Genomic DNA, 18,199 nt, shown 5'->3' on the forward strand with positions numbered 1-18,199 from the left:
ATTAATATGAAATTCAATCCGATTTAAATCGGTATTTTTTAAGGAGGTGACTTTTTGTACTGCAATTTAGAATCATTTAGTGAAGAAATAAGAAATATAAGGAAGAATCTAAACCTTACCCAGAAAGATATATCATTTCTATCAGGAGTTAATGTAGATACCTTGAGCAAAATCGAAAACGGAAAAGTAATACCAAAGCAGGAAACGTTGGATATTTTATCCATGGTATTAAAAAAAGATTTAAATACTATATTACTTAAATATAGATTTAATAACTATTCGAAGTTTCATCAGTTAAAGAATTCAATTGAAAAAATAATTGAAAATGGAAGTTTTATTGAGTTAAAAAATCAGTTAGATAATCTTGATGCAATTATCCATAAAGATGATATGAATTCTTATTTTTCTAGATTAACAAAGCAACTTTATTTCTTAGTCAAAGCTATTTTTCTTAAAATCAGTTGTGATGATTATGAAGAAGCATTATTAAGTCTAATAGAATCTATAAAAATAACTTCTCCAGATTTCTCTCTAACAGAATATAATAATTTTGTTTACAATAACACAGAAATCCGAATTCTCATGAACATAGCACTTATCTTAAATAAAAAAGAATCCATAAACAAATGTCTTGAATTATTACAGTTTTGTCATAAAAATTTAGAGCAAGATGACTGGGAACTTAATATTAGAGTAGTTTACAATCTATCATATACTTATCATAGACTATTTCTTCACGATAGTGCTTTATATTTTGCAAATTTAGGTATAAAAACATGCATAGAAAATCGAAGCCTTTATTGTTTAGCTCTTCTATATACTAGAAAAGGTATTGCAGAACACTTGCTAAATTATGATAATTATATGAATAGTCTTGAGAAAGCAAAACATTTGTATGAAATATCAGATCAAAATGAATTAAAAAGTAAATTTAAAAATGCTTGTAAAGAACATTATAACATAGATATAGACTGACTATATTCTATGAATGATAATATAAATCCATAATCTAAGTAGATTTTTCTTTGCCTATATTTAATGAGAAGGGAAAAAGACACCACTTTTCCATTGGATATAAAAATACTATTATAAGGGAATAAATTTTATCCCTTTATAATAGTACTTAAGTTTTATGATATATTTAGATTATAGTTTAACATTCTAATCAGATCCCCTAATTCTGTGCTCTTGGCGGTTTCCTAAATTTTTTACTTACAAATCTAAACAAAATTATAAAGATAGCAACTACTGGCACTGCTAAAATCATTCCCAATACTCCAAATACCCCTCCTCCAATTATTATGGAGATAAGTATTATCAATGGATGAATTCCTGTTGTTTCTCCTATCACCTTAGGTGCAAGGATGTTATTCTCAGCCCATTGAATAAAAACAAATAATGCAGCTACCCATATTGCTTTTAAAGGACTAATTAAATAAGCAAAAAATACAGCTGGTAAAAATCCTAAAAAAGGACCTATGTAAGGTATAATATCAGCAATTCCAGTTATAAAGCCAATGACAATGGCAAAATCAATTCCCATAATAAGTAGAACTATAGAGGTCGCAATACCTACATATGCGGCCATGATTATTTTTCCCCTGACAAATTTGGATAAAGAATCATCTATTTCACGAAATAATGCTATGGAATCTTTTCTATATTTTTTAGGAATAAATCCCATCATCCTATCTTTAAAATAATTTTTATCTACTAAAAAATAAAATGTTAAAATAGGTGTTAATATTAGACTAACAAACTTTGAAAACGTATTGAGTATTCCACCAATAAAGTTTTTAAGTGCATTCATAACCATATGCTCTATTCCAACAATATTTTCCATAACAACTTGTTGGACTCCTTGAAACATCGGAGGTAAATCACCTAAAGTAGAATAATACTTGTTATAGAGCTCGTCTATTAATGATGAGGCCTTTTCTAAATATATAGGCATATCCACTACAAGTCTTTTTATCTCAGTAGTTGACTTTGGTATTACTAAAAATGCTAAAATTAGAAACATAGCCACTATTCCTAGATATAATAGAAAAACTCCTCTTAATCTATTTATATTTTTCTTTTCTAAATAATTTATTATTGGATTAAAAAGATACGCCAAAATTGCAGAAAATATAATAGTATAGAATGTCTCTGATAATATTGTATATTTTTTAAATAGGTTAAAAAGCAAAAACAAAAAAACTAATCCTATAATAATAGGCAAAAGCTTTTTATCATTAATCCTAATCTTTTTCCTGTCTGAAACAAAATTGTTTCCTATGTTAATAAGATAATATATAACTAACACCAGTAATATAATAGAAAGCGACCAAATCAATTTAATAAAAAAACTTGGTGGATTCATAGTTTATCTCCCCTTTGAATTCGTGAAAAGGCAGCAAGTGCTGCCTAGTCCCAAAAAGAATTCATCCCATCTCTTAAATTAGTTCTTACTTTTCTAGCAGTTCTCATCATTTTCTTTTTATTTAAAGGTGTCATCTTTGAGGTAATAATAATACCTAATGATGTTCCTATAACCGTTCCCCAAAATGCCCCATTTTTATACCTATTATTAAACAATATATCCATCTCCTTTTTCTAATCTATATAATATATATTGTCACTAAAAGGAGATAATAATTCTGTTAGTATTATCTAATATTAGAATTTTTTAGAAAAATAAATGGTTTTATAATTCCTCTAAATCGTGGTTATGATGGTCATCATCGTCAAAATTTACATCATCTAATCCTTCAATATGAACATTATTCTTTTTTGAATAATCTAATAGAGCTGATTTTATAGCTTGTTCTGCTAACACCGAACAATGCATCTTTACCGGCGGTAGTCCATCAAGGGCCTCTGCAACGGCCCTATTAGTCAATTGCATGGCTTCTTCAATTGTTTTCCCTTTAATCAACTCTGTAGCCATACTAGAAGATGCAATAGCAGACCCGCATCCAAATGTCTTAAATTTAACATCTTCAATAACTCCATTTTCTATTTTAAGATACATTTTCATTATATCTCCACACTTAGCATTACCAACTTCACCTACGCCATCTGCGTCTAATATTTCTCCAACATTTCTCGGATTTTGAAAATGATCCATTACCTTTTCTGAGTACATCTATTTTTCCTCCTTTATTTTTTCGTATAGTGGTGACATTCTTCTTAGTCTATCTACTATTTTAATAAGTTTTTCTACTACATAATCTAATTCTTCTTCGGTATTAAAATCTCCTAGTGATAGTCTTAAAGAACCGTGGGCAATCTCGTGCGGCAGACCGATAGCTAATAAAACATGAGAAGGATCTAATGACCCAGAAGTACAAGCTGACCCACTTGAACCAGCAATTCCTTCCATATCTAGACTAAGCAGCAAAGATTCTCCTTCAATAAATTGAAAACACATATTTACATTTCCAGGTAATCTATAGGTTGGATGTCCATTTAATCTCACATAAGGAATATTTAATTGTATCTTCTCGATTAAACTATCTCTTAATCTAATTAATTTATTATTATGCTCATCCAAGTTTTCATAAGCTAATTCAATCGCTTTTCCCATTCCAACTATACCTGGCACATTTTCAGTTCCCGCTCTTCTATTTCTTTCTTGTCCTCCACCAGATATAAGAGGATCAATTTTTACCCCTTGTCTAATATATAAAGCACCTATTCCTTTTGGACCATAAAACTTGTGAGCTGACAGAGATAAAAGGTCTATATTCAATTCCTTAACATTTATGTCAATATGTCCAATTGCTTGAACAGCATCTGTATGAAAATATATCTTATTTTCTTTTGCTATCTCTCCAATCTCTTTAATTGGCTGTATAGTTCCTATTTCATTGTTTGCAAACATGATCGATATAAGTATTGTTTTATCAGTTATTGCATTTTTAAGGTCTTCTAAATTAATTAAGCCATATTCATCTACATCTAAATAAGTAAGATCAAATCCATTTTTTTGTAAATATTCACAGGTGTGTAATATTCCATGATGTTCAATTTTAGTAGTTATTATATGATTGCCTTTATCTTTATTTCCAAATGCAATACCTTTGATAGCCCAGTTGTCAGCTTCAGAGCCTCCCCCAGTAAAAAATATTTCCCTTTTATCTGCATGGAGAACCTTCGCTACCTTCTCTCTTGCACTTTCTACAGCTCTTTTAGATATATTACCTAGAGAATAAACAGATGACGGATTTCCATATTTCTCAGTAAAATATGGCATCATTTCTTCTAATACTTCTTTTTTTACTGGAGTTGTAGCTGCATTATCCATATATATATATTTTCCCATAGACTCATCCTCCTAAGTTTACTGTTTTCTATTTAATTTATTCTCATCATCCACCATATCTTGTAATGTGATGGAGTCAATCACTTCATCAATGCTGTCTTTTATCTTAACCCAAACTAGTTTAGTTACACATTTATCTTCCTTAGAGCATTCAAATTCATCACCCATAACGCACTCAGATGGGGCCATATTCCCTTCAAGAGCTCTCAATATATTCCCTACTGTAATTTCATTTGGCTCCTTCGACAACATATACCCACCTTGAGCACCTCTTACACTATTTAATAATCCTTCTTTTTTTAGAATAGAAAATAATTGCTCTAAATAATTTTCTGATAAATTTTGTTCATCTGCAATTTGTTTTAGAGATATAGGTCCATCACCATGATATAAAGCTAGCTGAAACATTGCCTTTAAGCCATATCTTCCTCTTGTAGATAATTTCATTTTTTCACCTCTTTTAATCCCAACTGTTCCGCTTGGTTTTCATTAATAAGTATATTATACCCTAGTGTTTTTGTCAACATTCATATTTTATAAAATTAGACAAAAAAAGAAGAGCCATTCAGCTCTTCTCTACGGTGCTGGATTACACGGCGGACATTCTAAATCCCCGATTTGAGGTGGGAAAAATTCTGGGAATGGCGCACATTCTAAGAAATCTTCACATATATCTTGCGGACTAAATTCTTCACATGGAGGTGGTGGTGGACAATATCCAAATGTTGGTATTAAGAGTTGTACAGTACCTACTACCTTAATTATAATAAATACCCCAGCTGTAAAAATTAAGTTATCTCCTGTTTGTACTGGTGGTAGTAAAACTTCAGAGCTCGTTTCAATAACTATTCTAAAGTCAAACTCATCTCTGGCATCTGGAATATATAATATTATATCTTTAAATATGTCTGGTAGAAAACCTTCTGCTATTATGTTCCCATTGCAGTCTAGAATCTGGAAAGGAATCCTTATCGTAAATCTCACTCTTCTAAAATTAGGAATATCAGTATCTGTAACTATTAATGTATTAGGTACTATAAATCCAGGTCTAAACCTTATTCTTTCGAATTTCTTCTCACATATTTCTACTTCGATCTCAGGAAAACATTCTCTTTGTTGGCAACTTGCAAATACTTTGTCAACAATAATACAATCACAATCTAACTCCTGACTTATTTGATTAATATTAAATTCAGCCATGCTTTTCACTCCTTTTATTTAATAAATTCATATTCACTAACATATTATGTATAGATATAGTAATGTGCTACTAAATAATTTATGGAGGTGAATTAAATGTTTAATTTAAATATTAATATTGTTATTAATTCTAATAGAGATATATTTATATTTCAATTGGGAGATGATAGAGAAATTATCTATAGTGTTTTTGACTCAACATTAATAGCTTTAAATTCTGATAACCTATATGATAAGAATATATTAAATTACTCTGTTCTTATTGATGAAAATGATATAATACATCTAGTCGCATTAATAAATAATGGAGAATTGAACTATTATAAATATATAGAAGGAAAATGGTCAAAATCTACTATCGCAAAATTTGATATAAAATCAAATATATATAATCAAATAGAAATTTTAATGATTAAAGATAAGCTTCATATAATTTATGATTATTCTAATTTAATAAATTCCAATGTTTGGACTATTCAGCATGTAATCTATGGCACTGAAGAAAAACATAATGCAATTAGATATGTTTCAAAAAGAACTCCAGATCCTTTCATTATAGATGTAGATAAACAAGGTACTATTCATTTATTATATAGAAATAATATAAATAATCCTCAAATTTATCATGTCTTTTATAGTCATTATACTAAAACATGGAGTTCTCTGTCTAAACAGATATCTTCGGATAATAGTAATAATTGGTTGCCTTTTCTATTCATAGATTCTCAGGATAACTTACATGGATTGTGGATAGAAGAAGTAAATAATAATTATCAAGTGAAATATCTAAGAATGAATTCTAGCGGAAAAGAAAAGTATATATGGAAAGATATAAAGCTTCCATATATACCATTATCAAAATATCCGCCAATAATCTTTGAAGAAAATAATAAACTAAAATTAATATCTTTATATAATAATAGTATTGATTTGCTCTATTCTTCTGACTATGGTAACTCTTGGTTAAAAGGGGAAAATAGTGAGACTCTACGTCAGAATACAATATTGGCTAAAGTTAGGTCAAATATAAACAAAATCAATTATATTTATTGTAATATTTTTGATAATCTTAAATTTTATTTTCTAGATTCCTTCTCATATATAGAGTCTCAAAAAACTCCTGAAACTTCACCATTAGAATTAGAAAACAAAGAAATCATTTCAGAACCTTCTGAAATAAAACCTGATATTTTAAATGAATTAGAGAATAAAATTGAATCTATATTAGAAAATTATGATTCTATACACCCTATTTTAAATCAATTGCTAACTAATCAAAAAAGCATGGAGGATAAACTAGACAATATACAAAAATCTATTAACTCAAAAAAATCTTCTTTCTTAAATAGATTTATAAATTAATCTATATGTTTGTTTTTTTATATTTATACTTACCATCCTTTTTCTCAACGAAGTATATATCAAAGGCTCCAATATTTAGCTCTTCTGCCTCTCTGGCTAAAACATCTGCATACCTTATATTTCTAAATTTTATTGAGTAATTGCATCCAGCCTTTAACGTGCAAGGAGTAGATATTAGTTGAAAATTGCTATAGCCCATGGTTTCAAGTATAGAGTATAGAAATACTGCTTTATTCTTTGTTTCAAAAACAGCTATATAATAATTTTGGTCCATAGAATTACCTCCTTCTTATACTATAAAATATTTTCCTTAGTCAATAATGGTTACACTTTTTTATAGCCCATAAGGAACTTCGCTCTTTTTTCTAACCTTATTTAATAAGGATTTTGCGTACACGGATTTCAAAAAAGCTTCCTTAATTTATACTAATATCTCAATAAAAGAACTTTTATAAAGCCCTCAAATGCAAAAACATTTGAGGGTTTCATATCTATACTATAATAATATTTAAAGATGCTCCTACGCTCCTTCATTTCATCTAATTGTAATATAGAGCTTAATAAATTTAGGAAAGTCAATCTATAGCTTGTTTATTTCCATTAATATTGTATGTTTTAATAAATTAAATGGTTACACCTATTAACCAACTTAAAATAGAAAACAAAATATGGCTTTTAACAGCTAGCTCATTTTGACTCCTAATTCACATAAAATCACTAATGATTTAACAAGTGTAATCTCCTTTCAGTAGCAAGTTAACACCTTGTCTAATATACTAAAGTATAAATCAAAATAAAGGAGGGATAAATTACTATGGCTACAGAATTATTTAAACTTGTTATGAGTGCAGTTACAACAACGACAACAGATACTAATCCAGAAGTGGTGAAGTATTTCTATAAATTAAGAGAGGATGAAAGGTCTGGAGGTACTATAACTATTCCATCTACTCAATTCATGGATGATTCTGGTAATGCTGTTACAGGAAATCTTACAACTACAGCAACAGACAATGGATATTACTTGTTATTTGTAAATGGAGTATTACAGCAATCTGGTCTATATACAGTTAGTACCGATGGTTCTCAAGTTGTAATACCTCAAGCATCTACAGTCCCTGTTGATGCACCTATTATCCTAGTAGTAAATAACTTTGCTCCAACTTCTACTTCTACAACTACAGTAACAACTTAACATCTAAATTTAAGGATGTGCCACATAGCACATCCTTTTTAAACCCATATCTCTTTATTATCCTTAAGAACATATTATTTGTTTTATACATAAACTAATTACATCTGAGCCTATATTTATTTTCGGAGTGATATCTATGTACACAAAAGATTCTTCTTTAAACCATGAAAAAAGGTTATTAAAAGCCGATGTTTATCAGTATAACACTCTGTCCGATGGTAAAAAAAGGATTTACACTAATCAAGATGAATTGATAGAATATGGAAGCAGAGGTATCCTCGATCCCAATGATGTTTCTTATTTTAATTTGTTCATTAATGGTGTATTACAACCTAGGGTTAACTATGAAATTGAAAAGGGATTACTGTTATTAAAAACTAAAGATGTTCCTCAAAAAGATGTCGCTATTATTATTTCTTTTATTACCTTTATAGAGGAAGAAACTACAAAACTTAATTCGGCTGTAGCTAAAGGTCATATACCATTAGGACATATCTCTGTAGGTCCCGTTACTGATTCTAATATTATAGTTCAGAATTCCATAAAAGATTATCTAAAACTAGAAAAAAATATTATATCTGGTCCTACATCTATTCCAACAGGACATATTGGCAATTGGAAGTTTTCCCTGACAGTCTCCAATATAGGAAGTATCCCAATTAATAATATTATTGTAACAGATAATATTATTCTAGATTCTATCTTAAACATAATAAACTTTTCTCCATTCCAAGGTGATATCATTATAAATGATTCAACTATTACTTGGAATTTAAATACTTTAAATATAGGAGAATCTGTCACTGCAAATTTTGAAGTAGAGGGTCTTTTCAAAGCCGATGGCACTCGCTTTATCAATAGAAGTTTGGCAATCGGTGATAGCCCATTAGGTGAAGTTAGGTCTGATATTGTCTGTGGAAAATCAATAGAAGTTGTTAGAAGTCTAGATATTACTAAGACCATCACATCTGGACCAACAAAAGTAAATGTTGATAAAACCAATAGCTGGAGAGTAGAAATAAAGATAAGTAATTCTAATAGTAATAATATATCTGATGTTATTATGACAGATACATTATTTATAGATAATATAAATAATGCTAAAATTATCAGTATATCCCAAGGCAATGCTAGTCTAATAGATGATAAAATTATTTGGGAAGTCGGTCTACTAAAGAAATTAGAAACTTCAGTTTTAGTAGTAGACATTATAGGTTCTTTTTCTAAAGATGGATTTAGAAATTTAGATACTGCCTCAGTTCTTGGTAATCTAGCTACTGGTGAAATATTTGCTGGTCCTGCAGATGATATAGAAATCATAGTTTTGCCTGATCAAAGTACCATAAAAGAAAGATTACTATTACAAAAATTTATTGTAGATGAACCTCTAGCAGCCTTCTCGGGTAAGTTCAGAACATGGTGCTTCTCTTTAAAAGTTACTAACTTAACTAGTGAGGTTTTAAAGAACGTAATTGTAACAGACTATATTTTATTTGACGAGATTAATTATATTAATACCCTATTTATAGTTTCTGGAGGCATTCTTGTAGCTCATAATTCTATTATCTGGAGTATTGAAGAGATTCCTCCTGGTAAAACCTTAACTGCTATGTTTAAAATCAAAGGTCTCTTTAATGCTACAGGTTTACGTTCTATAAATAGAGCTATTGCCTCAGGTTTAGATTCGAATCTGGATTCGTGTATACTATCTAGTATATCTTCTGGTCCATCAGTCAAAGTTTTTGACTTTATACATGATTTAAAAAACACCTGTATTATTACTGACAAAGTTTTTTTTCAATGTCAACAAAAATCTTGCTTTAGAAATATAATAGTAGATATAGGTAATGATACTTTCAAAAATATTATATTTAAGCAAGGCTTTATTATAGAAAATACCCTAGTGATAACTGATATAAAGGATAAGCTGAATTTCAAAAGAATTCAGTTTCTCCTAAAAATACCATTTGAAATAACTACTATGGAGGGAGATACGATTAAAGGATATTTACCTGATACACCTCAAGATATCGTTATGTTTACCCCAGATAAAAGAGATGAATTTTCTTTTGATATTCTATTAGATACTAATTCAAAGATTTTAACACAGTCTATTGAATTAAACAATCTATTAAATTTTTCTGTAGGGGTGTTTATAATTATTAAAGCAGTAGAAAAAGTTCAATTATTTATACCTAGTTTTGAATTGAATCCTGAACCTTCTCATTATGAAAACTCTAATAATATTTCAGTCCTTGACACCTTTAAACTTAGAAAACTTCCCAATTTTTTTCCAACAAAAGAAAAGCCATTTTTGCAAAAAGAATCACTAAAATCTAACACCTGTAACCTATGTTCTCCTATATTTGGTAATTTAACTATTAAAAAATATATTATAGCAGGTCCCTTAAATGTTAAACCTAAGGTCACTAATACATGGATAATAGAAATTCAAATATCAAACAATGGGCATGGCCCTGTCAATAATATTATTATGACCGATGACTTATTTTTAACTGATTTGGTTAGTTTTAATATCATTAGCCTAAGCCAAGGCACTGCCTCTCAATCAAATGGCCGGATTATCTGGAATATAGGAGATTTAAATTCTTCTACTATTGTTGTACTAGTTGCAGAAATCACTGGTTATTTTCATAGTCAGAATAGCAAAGTCATATATGCAGAAAATTATCAATATAACACAGTTTCAGATGGAGTCAAAAAGAAATTTACAAATGATGATGAGATAAAGATATACGGTGATAAAGGGATTCCTAATCCAGATTTAGTCTCATATTTTAATTTATTTATTAATGGGGTATTACAACCCAAAGTTAATTATACAATAAAACCTGGACTTTTGACTTTAACAACAGTAGATATTCCTCAAAAAGGTGCACCAATTATTCTTGAGTATTTAATAATAAAGAATTCAAGTAACCAACTTTTAAAAGCAGAAACTTATCAGTATAATACTCTTGCAAATGGAACAAAAATATACACAAACAGTGATGAACTAACTATATACGGTAACAAGGGAATACTAGCTCCTCATCAAACCTCTTTTCAAAGTCTCTTTGTGAATGGAGTAATTCAACCAGGTATCAATTATATAGTTGAAGCAGGTCTCTTAGTATTAAAAGCAGAATATATTCCCATAGAAGGGTCACCTATTTATATACAATTTATAACCATGTTTTTAGAAAATTAATTAATATAGGGTTATAGGCTAATTAGCCTATAACCCTATTAAAAGTATTCTATAATCCTAATTTAATTGTCAGTTTTTCAAGCATATCCCTAGTCATTGCATCTAAATCATATTTTGGATTCCATCCCCACTCTTCTCTAGCAGCTGAATCATCTAATGAATTTGGCCAAGTATCAGCAATACCTTGTCTTATCGGATCCACATCATAATCTAGTTCAAATTCTGGTATAACTTTTTTAATTGATGCAGCTAGCATTTCTGGATCAAAGCTCATTGCAGTTACATTAAATGCATTTCTATGGATTAGTTTAGATGAATCTGCTTCCATAAGATTTACTATAGCATCTAATGCATCTGGCATATACATCATATCCATCTTGGTTCCTTTACCTATGAAGCTGGTGTATTTCTTGTTCTTTAATGCATCATAATAGATATGAACTGCATAGTCTGTAGTTCCTCCACCTGGTAATGTTTCATAGGAAATAAGACCTGGGAAACGAACTCCTCTAGTATCTACTCCAAATCTCTTGAAATAATAGTCACATAATAATTCTCCAGCTACCTTTGTCACACCATACATAGTTGTTGGTCTTTGAATAGTGTCTTGTGGTGTATTATCTGGTGGAGTTGTAGGTCCAAAAGCTGCAATAGAAGATGGTGTATATACCATGCAGTTTTCTTCCCTCGCTACTTCAAGAATATTGTATAGTCCATTCATATTAATATCCCAGCATTGCTCTGGATATTTTTCACCAACAGCTGAAAGAATCGCAGCAAGATTGATGATTGTATTTATATTATGTTTTCTAACTATTTCTGATACTTCTTTGCCTTTAGTTATATCTACTATTTCAAACGGTCCGGATTCAATTAACTTTTCATGACCTTCTTTTACTCTTCTACCACTAGCAACTACATTGCTTGCCCCATAAATTCTTCTTAGTTCCGTAGTAAGTTCTGAACCAATTTGTCCTAATGCTCCTGTCACTAATATTTTTCTCATTAAATGCACCCCCACTATAATTAATAACTTTTAGTTCGTCATAATTATATCATATTTCGCACAATTTGAGTATCTATTTATAATTAAATATATAATATTTAATAAAAACAAATTCCTATTCCCTTAGGCCCTAAATGTGCTCCAACAACCGGGCCTAATTCATCAATTGTTATTACAGCATTAGGAAACATTTCTTCTAATTTATTTTTTAATTTCCTAGCATCTTCTACATCTAAAACATGGCATACCCCTATTTTTTCAACATTAGATGGAACCTTGTCTATTATAGCCGATAATGCCTTATTTTTCCCTCTTAATTTTTCTAAAAGCTTAAGTTCTCCATTATTTAGCTCAATTATAGGTTTAATATTTAATAGATTACCTACTGTTGCTTGAACTGCTGAGAGTCTACCACCTCTACTTAAATATTCTAAGGTCTCAGTAGTCAAATACACATGCATTTTCATCTTTTTATAATTTAAATGGTTTTCAATTTCTCTAGATGTTTTTTCTTCCTTAGCCATCTTCACAGCATCCTCAACTAGAAATCTTAGATTTGAAGCTGCCATCTGCGAATCAACAATAGTAATCATTTTATTCTCTAACATATTTTTTGCAAGCACTGCACTGTTATAAGTGCCACTTAATTTAGAGGATAAAACAATGGCTATTATCTCATCATATCCTTCTTCGAAAGCCTTATTAAAAGCATCTAAAAACTCACCTGCCGCAGGCTGGGATGTAGAAGGAAATAGTTTTGTAGTACTTAACTTATTATAAAACTCATCAAATTCTCCTGGAAATGGTTCCTTACCAGTTTCCTCTCCAAATACGTAATTTAGTGGAACTATGGCTATATTTTCTTTTTCTGCATACTCTCTAGTAATATACCCCGTACTATCGGTTATTACCTTTATTTTTGGCATTTCATTACCTCCCTTTATTTATAATAATTCTGCTATTAATTAATAGCAGAATTATTATATTATTTCATACTTTTATTTATTTTACAACTATTTCTTCTTTCTTATTACCCATTTTATAAGATATATTAGAAATATTATAAAACCCTCCATTATATTATCACTACATGAGAAAGCCTAGGATTAAAAGCTCCTAGGCTCAACCCCATTATTTAATTGATTTAGCTGCATGTTCCCCACTTATACGTCCACTAGTAACTGCTAATTGAACAGCACTTCCTGACATATAAACTTGATTATACATATTTCTATTTGAACACTCTCCACCTGCATATAGGTTATTAATTATAGAGCCATCTTCCCTTAGTACTCTGTAATATTCGTCAGTTTTTACACCACCGAATGTGCCCATTGTCTTAGGATAAAATCTTAATGCATAATATGGTCCTGCATTAATAGGTACTAGCATTTCTTTCATCTTACCAAACTGATCATTTCCTGTTTCACATCCCTCATTAAAGGTCTTTATAGTATTTGTCAATGAATCAGTTGGCACTCCCATTGCATTTGCCAGTTCTTCTATGGTATTTCCTGTAGCTATTTCTTCATTTGGTAAAGCTGATTTAAATAGTTCAGTGGCCTTAATATTAGATTCCTTTGAATCTAGAATCATCCAAACACTTTTCTCACCAGCAACCTCATTAGTTACAATTGAATAATGGCTTGCTTCATTAAAAAACCTTTCTCCTTTTTCATTTACTAAAATCTTAGAGCTATCCCAATCTAATATTCTTAGCTCCGGAACACGAGATGTAATACCTAAACCTATTACCCATGGATCTTCATATAAAGCTGCTCCAATTTTCTCAGCCATCAGGATTCCATCACCTGTACTACCTACGGTAGCAGCACTTAACTCTGCAGTTCCTGCCATCTCAGGAATAAAACGATTTAATAATTCCTCATTCTTAGCAAAACCACCAGCTGCTAAAATTACCTTCTTGGCATTTACTTTGATTTTTCCATCTTTCCCTTCCGCAATAACACCTATTACATCACCATTACTGTTAGTAACTAATTCTGTTACTTTTGTTTCAGTAAGTATTTTAACACCTTTCTCAGTTATATACTTTTCAATATTTCCAGTTAAAGCGCTTCCATTACCACCATCTGGAAAATGTAGTCTTGGAACTGGATCAAAACCGAAACCTTCTATTTTTCCATATTTATGCTTAATAGTATCAACTAGCCAGTGAGTGGTCTTAATTGCTTCATCCATAAATTTATCCACTCTATTATAATCAGGATACTTACCATCTGGATTACTAGTGTTTTGACGCTCCTTCCATAAAGTCATCCACGACTCTTTAGTATCTTTTATGCCAAGCTCCTCTTGAAATCGAGAACCAGTAGCAGAAATTCCTCCGCCTGATAATGCAGTAGAACCTCCTACAGCAGCAAGTTTTTCTAAAAGAATCACATCTGCACCATTTTCATAGGCTGAAGCTGCTGCTGCAAGACCAGTACCTCCACCACCAACAACTACTATATCAGTTGTCAATTCTGTCTCAGATACAGACGCATCATTGTTACCTGCTGCAGCCTTAAGAACATCTACATCTCCACCTGCTTGTTTTACACAATCCTCAACAGCTGCTAATATAGCATTAGAAGTCATAGTAGCTCCTGCCACAGTATCTACTGACAAAGTTTGACCTTCAACTATACTACTTGGTATACGTTGGATTGGTGTATCACTTAATCCAGGGGTTTCACTATGTTCTTTAACAGTTACTGACACAATAGACTTTTCATCAAATACTACTTCCACCGTTACATCACCATTGTTACCCTTTGATGTCGCTGTATATGTACCTGGTTTAAAAGTAGTTTCACTGTTTATATTATCCTTTGGAGCATCAGTAGGTGTATCTTTTGTACAACCTACAATGCCAAGCATAAGTATTATGCACAGTAACATACTTAATGACTTTTTAAATTTCATATAAAATACCTCCTTGTTTGATTTATATTTAACTAATTAAATTTTATATTCTTGGGTTAAAGCTACGTCAATATAATATTTTCATAAAATTAATATAAGAAAGGCAATAAAACTTGGGCTAACCCAATGTTTCATTGCCTTTCTTTCTTCCTGCATATACTGTCATATATAACTCTCTATTTCTTATATCTAAATTAAAAGGATTATTCTCTATTATAGGTCCAATATCGGTTATTTCTAGTTTCTCAAAACTGGCATCCTCTAATCTTTCTAAATTCTTTTCTCTGTTATAAACTTCCTTTTTCTTAGGTAACAACGACTCAAAATCCTTTGATTTTTTATCGAAATAATGATATGTCCCAACTAAAATTCCATTTTCCTTCATTAATGAAGAGCATATAATTGGAAGTGATTTATCTTCTGTCTCAGCATAAATCTTAGTCATACCATGATCGATAATAAGATCAACACTTGAATTTCCAATAGGTAATCTGTCTACATCACAACATAAGAAAATAAAGTTACTATGACTATAATGGAATTCTATATTAGTCTTTATATTGGTCAATCTGTCTTTATCATAACAGACAAGAATATATGTAGAATCTTTAGGTAAGTTCTTTATGTATTGCATTAGGAAAGAACCTACGCAATGATCTAATTCTAATATATACTTAGGCTCTTTTGTATATCTTAATATATAATCAATTGATTTAGCCATACCATTATAATAGAAATTAATAAATTTAGGAGATGCTGCATTTAAAAATTCCTTTTTAGTCGGCATAGTTTTGCTATTTAATTTTTTCTCTTTTACTGCCTTCTCATCTACATATATTCCATTTTCAATAGAAGCTATGAATCCACATTTGCACTTGATTTTTCCTGCCATAATCATGCTCTTTTCTATAATTCCATTAAAAATTTCCATTATAGAGCCACAGTATGGACACTTTATAATTTCAATTGAAGATAGGGGCAACCCTAATTTTGATAATTTATCTTCATCTAATTGAAGCTTCATTATTTTATCACTAATAAAAGTACCCATAGTTTTATATTTTTCTATTTTCTCTTCAAAATCTTTCTTTTTATCTTCTAATAGAGACAAGTAATATTTTCTATATTCGATGGTCATATCTCCAGCAAGACGATGATAACATAATAGCTCTTGGATCTCGGATAAGGAAAAACCCATTGACTTTAGTTCAATAATATTTTCTAAGTCCCAGCTATCACTCTCATCGAATCTATAATGTCCACCTTTTTTCTCAGTTATCAAAAGTCCCATATCTAAATAATGTCTTATTGTATCATGTGTTGTATTATGTTTCTGTGCAAATTCACCTATTCTCATTTTACCATCTCCCTTCATTTAATTGTATTAGTAAAATGATTACACTTATTATTTTATCATAACTTTCAAAGTCGTTAAACAATTGTTTAACGACTTTGAATAAATACGTACTTAGTCATATTATTAGGGCATTTTGCAATAATTTTAACCTATTCATCTGAAAGTTCAACTTCAATAAATAATTTCTTTAATCTGCCAATTAATACCATCATAAATATTCTTAAAATAATTGCAATGAAAGCTACAACAGACATCAATATCCTAAAATTAAATAATAATGCAAAGCTCATTAAGGAAATATTAATAATTGAACAAATTGTGTAGGTTCTTAGTTTTCCTATATTTTCATTAGCCACCTCAGAATAATCATTAGTATCTAAATATTCAATAGAGGATTCTAGTGTTTTGAAAAACAAAATTAACTCAATAACATTATACATTATGGCCCAAATTGACATAGCTATGGAACTATTTAAAGAGCCATTAGAAAAATAATCTATTACTCCACCTATAAATGATATACTCGTAGCTAATATCCCCATATTGTGCGCCTTATGAAATAATTTTAGCTTAGTTTCTTCATATAGTATTCCTAATCCCCTAGAGATTACCAGCAGTCCTACAAAGGCTGGAAGAATTTTTATTGTTCCAAGTTTTATGTTAAACGTTGCAATAAAGATTCCCCAAAAGATTTTATTATACCCTTCATACATTAGATCTCACCCCTTGCCTTTAAATACTTGATTATTTCCCAAGTACTAATATCGTAATTTGTATATTTAATACCATGCACTCGTCTATAGAAGAGGTCTTCATTTGAATCCTTATAATAAATCTTCGGCTCTATATTATATAGATTAAATTTTCTTAAGATATCCTTTGGATGCTTAAATACTGAATTTATTCTTAGAACATCATTATTTTTATATTGGATTTCTGAGATATCACCATAACCAATATCTCCTATTTTTATTTCTACTAAATCATCTACATCCTTTAATAAGGAAGACTTCACATTTGTTATAGTTATATCTTCTTTGACTTCCATTATCGCTGATGAGGTTCCATCAGAAGAACTAGTGCTACTGTAAGATTTCAAATGTTCATTTTTATAATTGTTATCTTCATCATAGTAATTATAAAATATTATTCTACCAAGGTTTACATCTATTACATCGCCATCATCAAAAGTAATCCTTGCATTATTTAATTCAATTTCATCAAATTCTCCTAAACTTCTTATATCCATTGTAACGTAAAGGTTTCGAATAACATATCTACCATAGACTTCTTCTCTAAAATTGCTACCCCATAGAAATATAGGAAATATATCTCTCCTACTACTATAGTTCCCTGCATATAACACAAGGTTAGGATATTCCTCAAAATAAATATCAGTAATTCTTCTCTTATCTGAAATATTGGTTATGTATTTTAAAACAAACTCATCTTCTCTATATGAATTACTAGAAACCTCAAGCATTGTTTCTATATAATTCTTAAAAAATACTGGTTTATCTAATTTCATAAACATAGCAAGTCCTAGAGAAATTATTATAGATAAGCTGATAATGATTATTCCCATTTTTAAGATTTTTCTATTTAACTCCATAAAATCACCCTCCTCCATA

At 30.0% G+C, this 18,199-nt stretch carries 17 protein-coding genes; 4 read left to right on the top strand and 13 right to left on the bottom strand.

Annotated elements, in window-relative coordinates:
* The first annotated feature begins 54 nt into the window (after positions 1–54).
* Entirely contained in the window at positions 55–975 is a 921-nt protein-coding gene (locus RDK80_RS11230; RefSeq protein ID WP_308524328.1) for a helix-turn-helix transcriptional regulator, read from the top strand.
* A gap of 199 nt (positions 976–1,174) precedes the next feature.
* Here the strand turns inward: RDK80_RS11230 and RDK80_RS11235 are convergent, their stop codons facing one another.
* The 6 genes from RDK80_RS11235 to RDK80_RS11260 all read right to left on the bottom strand — a co-directional run bounded on the left by RDK80_RS11235 (position 1,175) and on the right by RDK80_RS11260 (position 5,509).
* Positions 1,175–2,365 carry an AI-2E family transporter gene (locus RDK80_RS11235; RefSeq protein ID WP_094900202.1) on the bottom strand — a complete coding sequence of 397 codons (1,191 nt, stop codon included), beginning with the start codon at positions 2,363–2,365 and terminating at the stop codon, positions 1,175–1,177.
* A 44-nt stretch (positions 2,366–2,409) separates the two neighbouring features.
* Entirely contained in the window at positions 2,410–2,580 is a 171-nt protein-coding gene (locus RDK80_RS11240) for a hypothetical protein (RefSeq protein ID WP_158220042.1), read from the bottom strand.
* Between the two features lie 109 nt (positions 2,581–2,689).
* Positions 2,690–3,130, bottom strand: a complete 441-nt coding sequence (nifU, locus tag RDK80_RS11245; protein WP_094900201.1) for a Fe-S cluster assembly scaffold protein NifU — start codon at positions 3,128–3,130, stop codon at positions 2,690–2,692.
* A complete protein-coding gene (nifS, locus tag RDK80_RS11250) occupies positions 3,131–4,309 on the bottom strand; it encodes a cysteine desulfurase NifS (RefSeq protein WP_094900200.1) in 1,179 nt (392 codons plus the stop codon).
* 18 nt (positions 4,310–4,327) lie between these two features.
* Positions 4,328–4,756: an Rrf2 family transcriptional regulator gene (locus RDK80_RS11255; protein WP_094900199.1), complete on the bottom strand. Its 429-nt coding sequence runs from the start codon at positions 4,754–4,756 to the stop codon at positions 4,328–4,330.
* A 129-nt stretch (positions 4,757–4,885) separates the two neighbouring features.
* Entirely contained in the window at positions 4,886–5,509 is a 624-nt protein-coding gene (locus RDK80_RS11260; RefSeq protein WP_094900198.1) for a hypothetical protein, read from the bottom strand.
* A gap of 96 nt (positions 5,510–5,605) precedes the next feature.
* Between RDK80_RS11260 and RDK80_RS11265 the strand changes: the two genes are divergently transcribed.
* Positions 5,606–6,871 carry a hypothetical protein gene (locus tag RDK80_RS11265; RefSeq protein WP_308524329.1) on the top strand — a complete coding sequence of 422 codons (1,266 nt, stop codon included), beginning with the start codon at positions 5,606–5,608 and terminating at the stop codon, positions 6,869–6,871.
* A gap of 1 nt (position 6,872) precedes the next feature.
* Here the strand turns inward: RDK80_RS11265 and RDK80_RS11270 are convergent, their stop codons facing one another.
* Positions 6,873–7,145: a DUF3343 domain-containing protein gene (locus RDK80_RS11270; RefSeq protein ID WP_094900196.1), complete on the bottom strand. Its 273-nt coding sequence runs from the start codon at positions 7,143–7,145 to the stop codon at positions 6,873–6,875.
* Positions 7,146–7,685: 540 nt separating this feature from the next.
* Between RDK80_RS11270 and RDK80_RS11275 the strand changes: the two genes are divergently transcribed.
* On the top strand, positions 7,686–8,066 hold the full coding sequence (locus RDK80_RS11275; RefSeq protein ID WP_094900195.1) for a DUF4183 domain-containing protein: 381 nt from the start codon (positions 7,686–7,688) through the stop codon (positions 8,064–8,066).
* Between the two features lie 136 nt (positions 8,067–8,202).
* Entirely contained in the window at positions 8,203–11,277 is a 3,075-nt protein-coding gene (locus tag RDK80_RS11280; RefSeq protein WP_308524330.1) for a DUF4183 domain-containing protein, read from the top strand.
* A 49-nt stretch (positions 11,278–11,326) separates the two neighbouring features.
* Here RDK80_RS11280 and RDK80_RS11285 read toward each other — a convergent pair whose 3' ends face one another.
* The 6 genes from RDK80_RS11285 to RDK80_RS11310 form a co-directional block, all read right to left on the bottom strand.
* On the bottom strand, positions 11,327–12,283 hold the full coding sequence (locus RDK80_RS11285; protein WP_094900193.1) for an L-threonine 3-dehydrogenase: 957 nt from the start codon (positions 12,281–12,283) through the stop codon (positions 11,327–11,329).
* Between the two features lie 98 nt (positions 12,284–12,381).
* The gene (locus RDK80_RS11290) at positions 12,382–13,209 is read right to left on the bottom strand and encodes a DegV family protein (RefSeq protein ID WP_094900192.1); all 828 of its coding nucleotides are present in this window, start codon (positions 13,207–13,209) and stop codon (positions 12,382–12,384) included.
* Positions 13,210–13,414: 205 nt separating this feature from the next.
* Entirely contained in the window at positions 13,415–15,211 is a 1,797-nt protein-coding gene (locus RDK80_RS11295) for an FAD-dependent oxidoreductase (RefSeq protein WP_094900191.1), read from the bottom strand.
* 118 nt (positions 15,212–15,329) lie between these two features.
* Positions 15,330–16,568: a MerR family transcriptional regulator gene (locus RDK80_RS11300; RefSeq protein WP_158220041.1), complete on the bottom strand. Its 1,239-nt coding sequence runs from the start codon at positions 16,566–16,568 to the stop codon at positions 15,330–15,332.
* A 149-nt stretch (positions 16,569–16,717) separates the two neighbouring features.
* Positions 16,718–17,281 carry a hypothetical protein gene (locus tag RDK80_RS11305; protein WP_308524331.1) on the bottom strand — a complete coding sequence of 188 codons (564 nt, stop codon included), beginning with the start codon at positions 17,279–17,281 and terminating at the stop codon, positions 16,718–16,720.
* Positions 17,281–18,180, bottom strand: a complete 900-nt coding sequence (locus RDK80_RS11310) for a hypothetical protein (protein WP_143598531.1) — start codon at positions 18,178–18,180, stop codon at positions 17,281–17,283. Before RDK80_RS11310 ends, RDK80_RS11305 begins: the two co-directional genes overlap by 1 nt.
* Positions 18,181–18,199: the final 19 nt, after the last annotated feature.

Source organism: uncultured Tissierella sp. (assembly GCF_902479755.1).
In the GTDB taxonomy this organism is placed as follows: domain Bacteria; phylum Bacillota; class Clostridia; order Tissierellales; family Tissierellaceae; genus Tissierella; species Tissierella carlieri.

Excerpts from the sequence above, each read along its gene's own strand:
- RDK80_RS11235 (WP_094900202.1), bottom strand. The coding sequence starts at position 2,365 with ATGAATCCACCAAGTTTTTTTATTAAATTGATTTGGTCGCTTTCTATT.
- nifU (WP_094900201.1), bottom strand. The coding sequence starts at position 3,130 with ATGTACTCAGAAAAGGTAATGGATCATTTTCAAAATCCGAGAAATGTT.
- nifS (WP_094900200.1), bottom strand. The coding sequence starts at position 4,309 with ATGGGAAAATATATATATATGGATAATGCAGCTACAACTCCAGTAAAA.
- RDK80_RS11255 (WP_094900199.1), bottom strand. The coding sequence starts at position 4,756 with ATGAAATTATCTACAAGAGGAAGATATGGCTTAAAGGCAATGTTTCAG.
- RDK80_RS11260 (WP_094900198.1), bottom strand. The coding sequence starts at position 5,509 with ATGGCTGAATTTAATATTAATCAAATAAGTCAGGAGTTAGATTGTGAT.
- RDK80_RS11265 (WP_308524329.1), top strand. The coding sequence starts at position 5,606 with ATGTTTAATTTAAATATTAATATTGTTATTAATTCTAATAGAGATATA.
- RDK80_RS11270 (WP_094900196.1), bottom strand. The coding sequence starts at position 7,145 with ATGGACCAAAATTATTATATAGCTGTTTTTGAAACAAAGAATAAAGCA.
- RDK80_RS11275 (WP_094900195.1), top strand. The coding sequence starts at position 7,686 with ATGGCTACAGAATTATTTAAACTTGTTATGAGTGCAGTTACAACAACG.
- RDK80_RS11280 (WP_308524330.1), top strand. The coding sequence starts at position 8,203 with ATGTACACAAAAGATTCTTCTTTAAACCATGAAAAAAGGTTATTAAAA.
- RDK80_RS11285 (WP_094900193.1), bottom strand. The coding sequence starts at position 12,283 with ATGAGAAAAATATTAGTGACAGGAGCATTAGGACAAATTGGTTCAGAA.
- RDK80_RS11290 (WP_094900192.1), bottom strand. The coding sequence starts at position 13,209 with ATGCCAAAAATAAAGGTAATAACCGATAGTACGGGGTATATTACTAGA.
- RDK80_RS11295 (WP_094900191.1), bottom strand. The coding sequence starts at position 15,211 with ATGAAATTTAAAAAGTCATTAAGTATGTTACTGTGCATAATACTTATG.
- RDK80_RS11300 (WP_158220041.1), bottom strand. The coding sequence starts at position 16,568 with ATGAGAATAGGTGAATTTGCACAGAAACATAATACAACACATGATACA.
- RDK80_RS11305 (WP_308524331.1), bottom strand. The coding sequence starts at position 17,281 with ATGTATGAAGGGTATAATAAAATCTTTTGGGGAATCTTTATTGCAACG.
- RDK80_RS11310 (WP_143598531.1), bottom strand. The coding sequence starts at position 18,180 with ATGGAGTTAAATAGAAAAATCTTAAAAATGGGAATAATCATTATCAGC.